Origin of the sequence: Alicyclobacillus macrosporangiidus CPP55, from assembly GCF_000702485.1 — a bacterium.
GTDB classification, from domain to species: Bacteria; Bacillota; Bacilli; order Alicyclobacillales; family Alicyclobacillaceae; genus Alicyclobacillus_H; species Alicyclobacillus_H macrosporangiidus_B.
In genome coordinates this window covers 1,195,154-1,207,819 of sequence record NZ_JNIL01000001.1, presented here as the reverse complement: position 1 = coordinate 1,207,819, position 12,666 = coordinate 1,195,154, and the positions used below count along the sequence as shown (strand labels likewise).

Here is a 12,666-nt window from a genome sequence, read left to right as displayed (position 1 = left end):
CCGGAGGAGGAGAGGAGCTTGACACAGAAGATCGCCCTCATCACGGGGGGAGGCACCGGCATTGGGCGCGCCTGCGCCTTGGCGTTCGCCCGCCAGGGCATGGGCGTGGTGGTGAATTACTCGCGTTCGGAGGCGGATGCGGAGGCGACCGCGGCCGAGGTCCAAGCGCTCGGGGTGCCGGCATTGGCGCTGCGGGCGGACGTGGCGGACGACCTTCAGGTGCGTGCGATGGTCACTCAGGTGATGGAGGCCTTCGGGCGCATCGACGTGTTGGTCAACAACGCCGGCACCACCGACTACGTCGACCACGCCGACCTGGAAGGATTGACCGATGCGCACTGGGATCGGGTGTGGGACGTGAATGTCAAGGGTCTGTTCCACTGCGCCCGGGCCGCGGCGGAAGCGCTGCGGCAGGCACACGGGGCCATGGTGAACGTCGTGTCGGTGGCCGGGCTGACGGGCCTGGGCAGTTCCATCGCCTACGCGGCCTCGAAGGCGGCCGCCATCAGCGTCACCAAATCCTTGGCGCGCGTGTTGGCTCCTGAGGTGCGGGTCAACGGAGTGGCGCCCGGGATCGTGATGACGCGCTGGGTCGAGGGGCACGACGACCACGTTCAGCGCCTGGCGTCGGACACGCCGCTGCGGCGCGCCGCCACCCCGGAAGATGTCGCCGAGGTGGTGGCGGCGCTGGCGAATGCCGCGTTCGTCACCGGCGAGATCGTCAAGGTGGACGGCGGCCGCTTCATGTGACGGCGGAGGGACGCGAACCCCCGCCTGTCGCCGGATGAGATATTCCACACGGGTTCAGGGCGCGAGCGCGTCCTGGATGCGGGCGAGGCCGCGCTCGATGTTCTCCCGCGACGTGGCGTAGGACAGGCGGACGTATTCCTCGGTTTCGTCCGACGCCCGGGACCCGAACGCCGTCCGCGGGAGCACCGCCACCCCGTGTTCGTGCAACAGGTACTGCTGCAGCGCCCGGCCGTCCGCCAGGCCGAGGCGTTGACAGGCCTGGGTGACGTTCGGATACACGTAGAAAGCGCCGCCCGGGGCGCGGCAGGAGACGCCCGGGATGGCGTTGAGTCCGTCCACCATCATTTTTCGGCGCGCCTGAAACTCGGCCACCATTCGGTCGACGGGCTCCTGTGGGCCCGTGAGGGCAGCGATGCCCCCGTATTGGACGAAGGTGTTGACACACGACGCGGAGTTGGTGACCAGGCGCGCGACTTCCTCGGCCAGCGCGGCCGGCATCACCCCGTAACCGAGCCGCCAGCCGGTCATGGCGTACGTCTTTGAAAACCCGTCGAGGAGGATGGTCCGCTCCTTCATACCGGGCAGGGACGCCACACTGATGAACGGACCGTCGTAGACGATCCGGCTGTAGATCTCATCCGACAATACCCACAGGTCATGGGCCGTGGCCAGCTCCGCCACCACCTCCAGATCGGCGCGGGAGAGCAGACCGCCGGTTGGATTGTGGGGACTGTTGAGGATGATCATCTTCGTGCGCGGCGTCACCAGGGAACGCAGGCGCTCGGCGTCGAAGGCGAAGTCCCGTTCCTCCACGAGCGGCAAGGGGACCGGCGTGCCTCCGACGAACCGGATCACCGACTCGTAGATGGGGAACCCCGGATTCGGGTAGATCACCTCGTCCCCCGGGTTCACGAGGGCGTGGATGGCGAAATACAGAATCGGTTTGGCGCCCGGTGTGACGACCACCTCGTCGGGGGTGGCGGCGATCCCCCGGGTATCCCGGATGTGGTCGGCGATGACCTGGCGCAGCTCGGGGATACCGGCCGAGGGCGCGTAGTGGGTCTGATTGTCCCGGAGAGCCCGGATGCACGCCTCCTTGATGTGATCGGGGGTGTCGAAATCCGGTTCGCCGATGGCGAAGCTGATGATCTCCCGCCCTTCGGCCCGCAAGCGGGTCACCTCGGCCAACACCTCAAACGCGTTCTCCGTGCCGAGTCTCGTCATTCTCTCTGCAAATCGCAAGCGTATCCCTCCACCCGCTCCCGTCCCGGTCGACCGCCCGCTTGAAATCGCGGTTGGATGCGCTCACACAGGGGCAGGAATCGTTTTATAAGCTTCGCAATGTGGTTGAAATCCAGCAAAACATGCTATTATTCGAGTATTATATCACCGGCACTGCCGGACAGGGGGGTATCCGTATGGCGAATGCCACTGCCGTCCATGACGTGGCGGCCAGCGCAACGCGAAAAGTAAGGAATCACATCATCCCGTGGATCATCATCCTGTACATCGTCGCGTTCCTCGACCGGACCAACACCAGCTACGCGGCGCTGACGATGAACAAGGCGCTGGCCATCAGCTCGGCGGCGTTTGGCCTCGTCTCTGGTATTTTCTTCATCGGTTATTTTCTCTTTGAAGTTCCGAGCAACATGATCCTGCACCGGGTGGGTGCACGCGTGTGGATCGCACGCATCCTCGTCACCTGGGGCATCGTCGCCATGTTGACGGCGGCCGTCGAAAACGTCACGCACCTGTACATCCTGCGGTTCTTGCTCGGCGTCGCGGAAGCCGGTTTCTTTCCGGGCATGATTCTCTACATCACGTACTGGTTCCGCACGCAGGATCAAGCGAAAGCGGTCGGCCTGTTCATGACAGCGCTTGCACTATCCAACATCATCGGTGCGCCCGTCTCCGGCGTGATCCTCGATCATGTGCATTGGCTCGGCTGGGGCAGCTGGCGCTGGCTGTACATCCTGGAGGGATTGCCGGCGGTCATCTGCGGCGTCCTGACCTTGTTCTTGCTCCCGGATCGCCCGAGCAGCGCCAAGTGGCTGACGCAGGAAGAGAAAGACTGGCTCAATGCCGAGTTGGAGAAAGAGCGGGAAGCGAAGCTGAAACGGGAGAAACTGACCATCGGTCAGGTGTTCACCAATGGCCGCGTCTGGCTGTTCGCCGCCGTCTATTTCTGCCTGACCACCGGGTTCTACGGGATCAACTTCTGGTTGCCGCAGATCGTCAAGGCGTTGTCCGCACAATTTTCGAATACCACGGTCGGCCTGTTGAGCATGATCCCGTACATCGCCGGCGCGATCGGCATGATCGCCAACGGCCGCCACTCCGACCAGACGCTCGAACGCCGTTGGCACACCGCCATCCCGCCGCTCATCGGGGCCGTCACGTTGGTGTTGATGGGCTTGGCCACGGGCAGTCCCACCGGGTCCATCATTCTGTTGACCATCGGGGTGTTCGGCATCTACTCTTTCTATGGACCCTTCTGGGCACTGCCGAACCTGTTCCTGACGGAGGCCACGGCTGCTGTCGGCATCGCCATTGTCAACTCGGTCGGCAACCTCGGCGGCTTCGTCGGCCCTTACATCCTCGGGTATGTGAAGCAGGTGACCGGCAGCACGCAGACTGGTCTGTACGTGATGGCCGCGTTCCTCGTGGTGTGCACCTTGTTGGTCTTGTCTCTGCGCAAGGAACACGCCGTGTCGACCCACCTGGGGTCGGCGCCGAGCGTACGTTGAACGACGGGGCCGCCGGCCCCGTCCCCATTTCGATTGACAAATCGGGGGGCACGTGCTCTTGCCTGCCATCGGCGGCAGGGGCGCGGCGCCCCCCGGATCCATGGAGGAGGAACCCTGATGACACACACCCAGCGAAACCCGCACGCAGAAGGCGTCGAGACGCGGCGCTTCGGGACCTTCTTGCTCGGTCACGACCCCGCCGTCGTCCGCGTGGCTGCAGCGGCCGGCCTGGATTTCGTCGTGTTGGACGCCGAACACGGCACCTACCCGGTGGACCGGATGACCCAATTCATCGACGCGGCCCAAGGCATCGACGTGTTCGTACGCTGCCCGGTGGAAGACGCCCTGCACCTGGCGCCGGTGTTCGATCACGGTCTGACCGGGGTGATTGTCGCTGGTTCCCCGTCTCCTGAGGATATCGCGCGGGTGATGGACCGGGTGAAGTTCCCGCCGCAGGGGCACCGGGGGAGCAACCCGTTCGTGGCGGCGGCCGGATTCGGCCGCATCGGAGGTGCCGAGTTCGCTGCCAAGTCGAATGCCGACACCCAGGTGTGGGTGATGGCGGAATCCCGGGCGCAATTTGAGGCGCTGCCCCAATACTGCGATATCCCCGGGGTGAGCGGCGTGTTCCTCGGCCCCTACGACCTGTCCGTCGATCTGGGAGTGCCAGGGCAGATGGATCACCCCGCGGTGACCGAGGCGCTGGGCGGGGCGATTCGAACGGTGCGCGAGCAGCATCTGCCGGTGGCCATCTTCGCGCGGGACGGGGCATCTGCGCGCGCGTGGCTGGAGCGGGGGGTCACCTGGGTGGCCCTCAGTGCCGACTGGGGATTGTTGGCCGAGTCGTGGCGGAGAATGCGGGCGACCGCGCAGGGGATTGTTGGGAAAACGATTTCATAAACGACGTTCCCTTCGCGCGGCGGTTGCAGTTTCACTGGACATGCCTCAAACTAAAGGCCGAACGATGGGATGCGCGCCCGGCTCCAGGGCGCGAGGGGGCAGAGAGCTTGAAAGTCGCACTGTTCATCACGTGCTTGGTGGATAACTTCTTCCCGGACGTCGGGGAGGCGATGGCGCGGATCCTCGCGGCGCACGGCGTGCACATGGAATTCCCGGAGGGGCAGACCTGTTGCGGACAGCCGGCGTTCAACAGCGGCTACGCCGACGACGCGCGGGGGGTGGCGAAGACCCTCCTCGACGCCTTTTTGGACGCCGATTACGTCGTGTCGCCCTCCGGCTCCTGCACGGGGATGATTCATCACTGCTATGCAGAGTTGTTCGCCGATGACCCGGCACTGGCCTGGCGGGCCCACGAGCTGGCCAAGAAGACCTACGAATTCTCGCAGTTCCTGGTGAACGTCTTGGGAGTCGAGGATCTCGGCGCCCGGTTTCCGTACCGGGTCACCTACCACCCGTCATGCCACGGCTCCCGCCTGCTCGGGGTCCGCGACGAACCCGTGCGGCTCCTGCGCCGCGTGCGCGACCTGGAGTTGGTCGATCTCCCGGGCGCCAGCGACTGCTGCGGCTTCGGGGGGACTTTCGCCGTCAAGATGCACGAGGTCTCCACGGCGATGGTGGATGAGAAGGTCGAACACGTCCTGGAGACCGGTGCAGAGGTCCTGGTCGGCACCGACATGGGTTGCCTGATGAATATCGGCGGCCGGCTGCGCCATCAGGGAAGGCCGGTGCGGGTGCTGCACCTGGCGCAGCTGTTGTATGAAGGCATGCGGATTGGAAAGGTCGTGGTGTGATGGAGGATGGGCGTCGCACAACCGTCATGGAGCGGGCACACCACGCGCTGCAGGATGAATTCTTGCGCAAGGCGGTTCGCTTCACCACCGCCCGGCTCAAGAACAACAAGTTGAAGGCGTCCGAAGAACTCGGGCGCTGGGAGGATTGGCGCGAACAGGGCCGGCGGATCCGGGCGCACACGGTGGCGCACCTGGATTACTATCTCAAGCAGTTCGCCGACCAGGTCCGCGCCCGCGGCGGCAAGGTGTACTTCGCCGCCGACGCGGCAGAGGCGGCCCGCATCGTCAGCGGGATCGTCGAGGAGAAACAGGCCAAGTTGATTGTGAAATCCAAGTCGATGGTCTCGGAAGAGGTGCACATCAACCGCCATCTGGAGGCCCTGGGGGCTGAGGTGGTGGAGACGGACCTCGGCGAGTACATCATTCAGCTGGCGGGCGAGGGGCCGTCTCACATCATCGCGCCGGCCATTCACAAGAACCGGGAGCAGATCCGCGATCTGTTCACGCGGGCTGGCGGCGAGGGGCTCGGCACGGACACCCCGTCCTTGGCGGGCTTCGCCCGGCGGCAGCTGCGGGAGAAGTTTTTAAACGCCGACATCGGCATCACCGGGTGCAACTTCGGGATTGCGGAGTCGGGAACGGTCGTGCTGTTCACGAATGAGGGAAACGGCCGCATGGTGACGACGCTGCCGCCCGTGCACATCGTGATGATGGGGATGGAGCGCCTGCTGCCGACCTTCGCCGACCTGGAGGTGATGGCCAATCTCCTGCCGCGGGCGGGCACGGGCCAGAAGCTGACGGCGTACATGAGCATGATCACGGGGCCGCGCCGCCCCGGCGAGCTGGACGGACCGGACGAACTGCACGTCGTCATTCTCGACAACAACCGGTCGTCTCAGCTGGGCGATCCCGACTTTCAGGAGGTTCTGCACTGCATCCGATGCGGCGCGTGTCTGAATGTGTGTCCCGTGTACCGGCAGATCGGCGGGCACGCGTACGGGGCGGTGTACTCTGGGCCGATAGGCGCGGTCCTGACGCCGTTGCTCAATCAGGGGCCGGAGTACGCCGATCTCCCGTACGCCTCCAGCCTCTGCGGGGCGTGCTACGAGGCGTGCCCCGTCAAGATCCCGCTGCACGACATGCTGGTACGGTTGCGCCGGCGAAATGTCCGCGAGGGACGGGTGAAGCCGGTCGAACGGCTGGCGTTCCGAGGCTTTCGTCAGGTCTTTTCCAGCCCCGGCCGCTACCGCTTCGTGATGCGCCTGGCGCGTACCGCCCAGAGGCCCTTCGTCCGGCAGGGGTTCATCGAGTCGACGTTCGGACCGCTGTTCGGCTGGACGCACAGCCGCCATGCGCCCGCGCTCGATCCCGCGCCGTTCCGCGAGCGGTGGAAACGCTTGGCGCCCGAATTGGAAGAGCGGGCGCTGGATCGGGAGGCGGCTGGCGTGGAAGGGCGGCTGGCGGATTCATCTCCGGCGGAGGACGGTGGCAAAGGAGGGGGCGAGCGGTGAACGAGGCCGACTTTCTGCAGCGGATCGCCGCGCGGCTGGGCCGGTCCACGCCCCTGGCCGAGGCGCCGCCGCGCGAAACGATCGGTGCGCCGGAATTCTGGCAGGCTTATACGTTGCCTTTGCCCGAGCGGATCGACAAATTCATCACGGAGTTGGAGAAACTGGGCGGCCACGCGCGCGCCTTCGACAGCCTGGAGGGGTTACGTCAAGGGCTTCGTGAGCTGCTCACACAGCTGGCCCCGGCTCGCGTGGGCACCTGGGGACCGGAGTGGGTGGCGGAGCACGGGCTGGAGGACGTGCTCAGCGGCTACGACGTCGTCCAGTGGACGGGACCGGACGCGGACCGACGTCAGGTGGTGGAACGGTTCGCCCAGGTGGACGTCGGCATCACGGGGTGCGCCTTCGCGGTGGCCGACACGGGGACCATCGGTGTGGTAACTTCGCCGCAGCAGGGCCGATCGGTCAGCCTCCTGCCGCCGGTGCACATCGCCTTGGTCCCGGTGAGCCGGCTGTACACGCGGCTCGGCGAGGCGCTGGCGCAGGTCGCCGCCGATCGCGCGGGCGTCCCCTCGTCCGTCAACTTCATCACAGGCCCGAGCCGCTCCTCCGACATTGAGGGGGACGGGACGGTGGGCATCCACGGCCCCGCCGCGGTGTACGCGCTGCTCTGGCAGGACCAGGGCGAGGCGCTCTAGGATTGCCTGCCGCCTCCCAGCCCGGCCTGATGCCTTTCGCCGCGCTCCAGGCTCCTGTGCGCGCCTGTGTACCCTATAAGTCGGATGGAACAGGGACGGGAGGGATGTGGATGCGCATTCTCCACACCGCCGATTGGCACTTCGGGAAGACCCTGGAGGGCCGGGATCGGCTGCCGGAGCAGGCGGAGTTTGTGGACGAGCTGTGCCGGTTGTGCGATGACGAACGGATCGACGCCGTGTTGATGGCCGGGGACGTGTATCAAACGGTCAACCCGAGCGCGCAGGCGGAGGCCCTGTTTTACGAAGCGCTGCACCGGTTGGCCGACGGAGGCCGGCGGGCGGTGGTGGTGATCGCCGGGAACCACGACAATCCGGAACGGTTGGCGGCTGCCGCGCCGATTGCAGAGGTGGTCGGAGTGACGCTCATCGGCCTGCCCAAAACGCCCATCTCGCCGGCCACGGGCGGCCCAGGCAAGGTCGCGCGCGTGGCGGGTGGTCCTTCTTGGCTCGAGCTGGCCCTTCCAGGCAGCGATGCACCGTTGGTGGTGGCCGCGCTGCCGTACCCGTCTGAGGCACGTTTGAACGAGGTGCTGGCCGACGGGTTGGACGAGGCGGACCTGCGCCGCGGCTACAGTGAGCGGGTGGCCGCCTGGTTTCGCGCGCTGTCCCGCCGCTTTCGGCCGGATACGGTCAACATCGCCATGAGCCACCTGTATGTACAGGGGGGCCTGGAGTCGGATTCGGAGATCCAGATTCAGGTCGGCGGCGCGTACGCGGTCGATCCGCTCGCCTTCCCGGAGGACGCCCAATACGTCGCCCTGGGCCACCTGCACCGGCCGCAGGCGGTGGCAGGAAGCCCGGTGCCGGCGCGGTACAGCGGATCGCCCCTCGCGTACAGCTTCTCGGAGGCGGGGCAGACCAAATCCGTGGTGATCCTGGACGCTGCCCCCGGCCGGCCGATCCAGCTAGGCCAGGTGGCCCTCGGGTGCGGACGGCCGTTGGTGCGTTGGATCGCGGAGGATGGCGTACCCCAGGTGATCCGATGGGTGGAGGAAGGCCGGGACGCACAGGCGTGGATCGATTTGGAGCTGCACCTTCGCGAACCGCTGTCGTTGCAGGAGACGCAGATGCTCCGCAGCCTCCACCCCGGCTTTGTCCACATCCGGCCCGTCTTGCCGGAACAGGAAGCGGCCGCCGTACGGGCCACCGGTGCCCTGCCGCCCGACCAGCTGTTCAGGCGCTTTTTCGAAAGACGGCACGGCGCGCCACCGGACGATGCGCTGGTCCAACTGTTCCTCGAGCTGTTGGCGGAAGCCTCGGCGGAGGACGACTGGGAGGCGCTGGGCGAGGAGGTGGCGGGATGAAGCCCATCCGCCTGTGCATCGAAGGCATGCACAGCTACCGGGAGCGCCAGGAGGTCCCGTTCGAAGCGCTGTGCGACACGGGCATGTTCGGCATCTTCGGGCCCACCGGAAGCGGAAAGTCGACCCTCCTGGACGCCATCACGCTGGCGCTGTACGGCGACGTGCAGCGCGCCGCCAACAACACCCAGGGCATTCTCAATCACGCGGAGCGCCGGTTGTCCGTGTTGTTCGAGTTCGAGGTCGGGGCGAACGGGGCGGACCGGCGCCGCTACCGGGTCGAACGGACGTACCGGCGGGGCGAGGGGGCGTCGGTGCTGCACGCGGGCAGCCGGTTGACGCTGTTGGAAGACGGAGAGCCGGCCGCCGTGATCGCCGACACCAAACAGGAGGTCACGCAGCACATCAAGCACATCCTGGGCCTCGACCTCACCGATTTCACGCGCGCGGTGGTCCTACCACAGGGGAAGTTCGCCGAGTTTCTGCAGCTGTCGGGCGGCGAGCGCAACCGGATGCTGGAGCGGTTGTTCGGGCTGGAGCGCTTCGGCGGACGCCTGGCGCAGCGGGTGCGCCAACGGGCGGACGAGGCAGAAGCAGAGTGGCGCGCCCTGTTGGCTGAGCTGCAGGGGCTCGGCGATGCGTCGGACGACGCCGTGGCGGGGGCCAGGCGGCGCCTGGAAGAGGCGGAAGGGGCTGCGCGAGCTGCGGAAGCCGCCCTTCGGGCCGCCCAGAAGGCCTTCGAGGAGGCGGGGCAGGTCTGGGCCGCGCAGGAGGATCTCGCACGTGTGGAGGCGCGGCAGGCGGAGTTGGCGGAACGAGAGGATCGCATGCGCAGGGACCGGGACCGGTTGGCACGGGCCGAACGTGCGGACGCGGTCCAGCCGGCGCTGGAACGCCTCCGCAGGGCCGAGCGCCAAGTGGCGGAAATCGACGGTGAGAAGTCCCGCCTCGCTGCGGAGTTGGAGGCGCTGCAGCAGGGGGTCGCCGAGGCCAAGGCGGTGCTTCAGGCGTCTCGATCGCGGTTGGACACCGAGGGACCCCGTCTCGCCGCCCACCGCGAGCAGCTGCGCGAGCTGGTCGAGGTGGAACGGGAGACCGAGGCACTTCGCGCCCAGTGGGATTCGATCCGCGCCACCATCGCGGCGCTCGAGAACAGGCGGTCCGCGGCGCAGACGGCACTGGCCGCAGCCGAGGGACAGATGCGCCGGATCCAGGCGGACATCGCGGAGGCGGAGGCCGCGGTGCGGGCGCGGAGTCTGCCTGCGGACGGGCGACAGGCATTGCAGCGCGCCGCTCTGGCGACCGATGCATGGGCTTCCGCAGCGCGGGCCTGGGCGGACGCAGACAAAGGCTGGAAGGAGCGGCGCACGGCCTTGCGCCAAGCCGAGGCGCGCGCAGGGCAGGCGGCGGCCGCCGCCCGGGAGGCTGAGGCGGCGTGGGCCGCGTGCCAAACGGCGGAGCAAGAGGCGCCGCCCGTGGACGAAACCCAGGTGCAGCGCCTGGAGGTGCAGCGCGCCGAGTGGGAGGCGTGGGCCGGGCGGATTGAGGCGGCGGAGCGGCAACTGTCGCGCCGGAACCGGGAACTGCGAGAGGCCCAGGCGGCGCGGGCGGCGGCCGCGGCGCTCCTGGCCCAGGCGGAGGCGGGGGCTGCTCAGGCGGCTGCCGCGCGCGCCGAGGCGGAGCAGGTGCTGCAGAGCTTGGTACAACTGGACGAGCAGCGGTGGGCCGCGGTGATGGCGGCGCGGCTGGCGGACGGAGTCCCGTGTCCCGTCTGCGGGTCGTTGCACCACCCCAGTCCGGCTCGCCACCCGGACGATGTGCCGGACGGACGGCGGGCTTCCGCCCAGGCGGCGTATGCCGAGGCCGCGGCGGCCTGCGAAAGGGCCGTCGAAGCCCTGGAGGCGCGGCGGATCGAATACGCGGCCGCGGAGCGTCTGTACGAGCAGCGGCAGGCGGACTGGGCAGAAGCCCAGGGCGACCTGGAGCGCCTGTGGCAGGCGCTGCGGGAACGCTGGCCGGAGCTGAAGGACGCAGCGTCATCCGCGGCGCTGATGCAGTGCGCTGAGCGCTGCGCCGAGGCGGCGGCGCAGGCGAGAGCGGTGTGGAACGCGTGGCGGGAGAGGCAAGGAGAGGCCCAACGCGTCCAGACGGAGGCCCGTGAGCGGTGGTCGGCGGCGCAGCGGTTGGAGGCGGCTGCCGAGGCAGCGCTGGCAGCGGCGACACGGGAGGAGGCGGCGGCTGCGGCGGTGGCGCGGGAGGCGGCAGAGGCGCTGCGTGCCCAGTCTCAGGCGCTATGGGACGCCGTGCGGTCCCTGCAGGCGATGCAGGACAGGATACCTCCCCTGCGCGATGCGGTGGCCGTCACCGGGGCGGACCCGCGCGCGGCGGCGGCGTGGGTGAAGCAGGTGATGGTCCGGGTTGCGCAGCAGGACCAAGAAGCCGAACAGTGGGCGCGCCGCCTGGACGACCTCCGGGCCGCTCTGGAACCGGTGCAGCGTCAGGTGGAACAGTGGGTGAAGACCGTCGCTGAGCTGGAGCCCCAGTTGGCGTCCAGACAGGCGGAAGCCCGCGCGTTGTCGGATTCCATCCGCGACCGGCAGGAGCGCGTGCGCCGCGCAGCGGGCGACCAGCCGGCGGCGGACGCTTTGGCGGATGCGGAGGGGCGTCTCCAGGCGCTCGCGGAGGCGGTGGCGCAGGCCGAACAGCGCCATGCTTCGGCGAGCGCGTCCTGCGAGCAGACGGCCCGCCGGCTGGCGGAACTCGAGGGACGGCTCCGGACCGCGGAAGAGGAGCGGTCCGGGGCCGAGGCCGACCTGGCGAAGCAACTGGCCGATCACGGATTCGCCACGCCCCAGGAGGCCGTGGACGCCCGCCTGGATGCTGCGGAGAAAGCCTCGCTGCGGGAAGCCATCGAGGGATTCGTTCGGGAGCGGGACCAACTGGCCCTGGAACGGGAACGGATCCTGCGGAAGCTCTGCGGACGGCACCTGTCCGCCGCGGAGTGGGCGGCGGTCCAGGCGCAGCGGGACGAGGCCGAGAGGGCCTGGCGGGCGGCGATCGCGGAGGAGGGGGCGGCGCGCGACAGCCTCCGCGAGGTCGAGGCACGCCACGCCCAGTGGCGGCGTGTCGAGGAGGCATTGCGGGCGCGCGCAGCGGAGGCGGATCGCCTTGCGGTGCTGCGCGACCTGGTGCGGGGCAACGCCTTCGTCGAGTTTGTGGCGCAGGAGCAGCTGCAGTGGGTGGTGCGCACCGCCTCCGAGCGTCTGAGCCAGCTGACCCGCGGCCGGTATGGCCTCGCTTTGGGCGCGGACGGGTCGTTCGTCATCCAGGATCATCACAACGGCGGTGTCACGCGCCCGGTGTCGACCCTCTCCGGCGGCGAGACGTTCGTGACCTCGCTGGCTCTGGCGCTGTCGCTGTCTGCACACATCCAACTGCGGGGGCGTTACCCGCTCGAATTCTTCTTCCTCGACGAGGGGTTCGGGACGCTCGATCCGGACCTCCTGGACGTCGTGCTCTCTACGCTGGAGCGGTTGCGCGTCGAGCGGATGACCATCGGGGTGATCAGCCACGTGCCCGAACTGCGCCAGCGGATGCAGCGGCGGTTGTTGGTGGAGCCCGCCGAACCCGCCGGGCGTGGGACACGCCTGCGGATCGAGCGGGCGTAACCGCCCGCCGTTCGGGCGGGTGGCGCAAAAAATTTTCGAAGTCTGACGATTCCCAAGCCTGGCAAGAAAGTAAGCGTTTACGAAAAAATCTCGTAATCGCTTACATTCGGTCAGAAGGCTCATTCGTACATTGACATGCTTTTGAAACCGACTTACAATCACGAACAAACCACAGCTTTTGCT

Annotated in this window: 9 protein-coding genes; 8 read left to right on the top strand and 1 reads right to left on the bottom strand. The window is 67.8% G+C overall.

What is annotated here, in order from left to right:
• Positions 1–18: 18 nt before the first annotated feature.
• A complete protein-coding gene (locus tag N687_RS0106225) occupies positions 19–750 on the top strand; it encodes an SDR family NAD(P)-dependent oxidoreductase (protein ID WP_029421039.1) in 732 nt (243 codons plus the stop codon).
• A gap of 54 nt (positions 751–804) precedes the next feature.
• On the opposite strand, the gene N687_RS0106220 is transcribed toward N687_RS0106225, so the two are convergent.
• Positions 805–1,992, bottom strand: coding sequence for a pyridoxal phosphate-dependent aminotransferase (locus N687_RS0106220; protein WP_035462079.1), 1,188 nt, complete (start codon positions 1,990–1,992; stop codon positions 805–807).
• A 176-nt stretch (positions 1,993–2,168) separates the two neighbouring features.
• Between N687_RS0106220 and N687_RS0106215 the strand changes: the two genes are divergently transcribed.
• From N687_RS0106215 to N687_RS25085, 7 genes are all read left to right on the top strand, one after another.
• Positions 2,169–3,497 carry an MFS transporter gene (locus N687_RS0106215; protein ID WP_051662999.1) on the top strand — a complete coding sequence of 443 codons (1,329 nt, stop codon included), beginning with the start codon at positions 2,169–2,171 and terminating at the stop codon, positions 3,495–3,497.
• 117 nt (positions 3,498–3,614) lie between these two features.
• Complete coding sequence (locus N687_RS0106210; protein WP_029421036.1) at positions 3,615–4,397, top strand: HpcH/HpaI aldolase family protein; 783 nt, start codon at positions 3,615–3,617, stop codon at positions 4,395–4,397.
• 107 nt (positions 4,398–4,504) lie between these two features.
• Positions 4,505–5,248, top strand: a complete 744-nt coding sequence (locus N687_RS0106205; protein ID WP_029421035.1) for a (Fe-S)-binding protein — start codon at positions 4,505–4,507, stop codon at positions 5,246–5,248.
• Positions 5,248–6,759, top strand: coding sequence for a LutB/LldF family L-lactate oxidation iron-sulfur protein (locus N687_RS0106200; protein ID WP_029421034.1), 1,512 nt, complete (start codon positions 5,248–5,250; stop codon positions 6,757–6,759). Before N687_RS0106205 ends, N687_RS0106200 begins: the two co-directional genes overlap by 1 nt.
• Positions 6,756–7,454: a LutC/YkgG family protein gene (locus N687_RS0106195; RefSeq protein ID WP_029421033.1), complete on the top strand. Its 699-nt coding sequence runs from the start codon at positions 6,756–6,758 to the stop codon at positions 7,452–7,454. Before N687_RS0106200 ends, N687_RS0106195 begins: the two co-directional genes overlap by 4 nt.
• Positions 7,455–7,564: 110 nt before the next feature.
• Positions 7,565–8,818 (top strand): exonuclease SbcCD subunit D, encoded by a 1,254-nt coding sequence (locus N687_RS0106190; RefSeq protein ID WP_029421032.1) that lies wholly within the window; start codon positions 7,565–7,567, stop codon positions 8,816–8,818.
• Complete coding sequence (locus N687_RS25085; RefSeq protein ID WP_029421031.1) at positions 8,815–12,483, top strand: AAA family ATPase; 3,669 nt, start codon at positions 8,815–8,817, stop codon at positions 12,481–12,483. The genes N687_RS0106190 and N687_RS25085 overlap by 4 nt, the downstream gene beginning before the upstream one ends.
• Positions 12,484–12,666 lie beyond the last annotated feature (183 nt).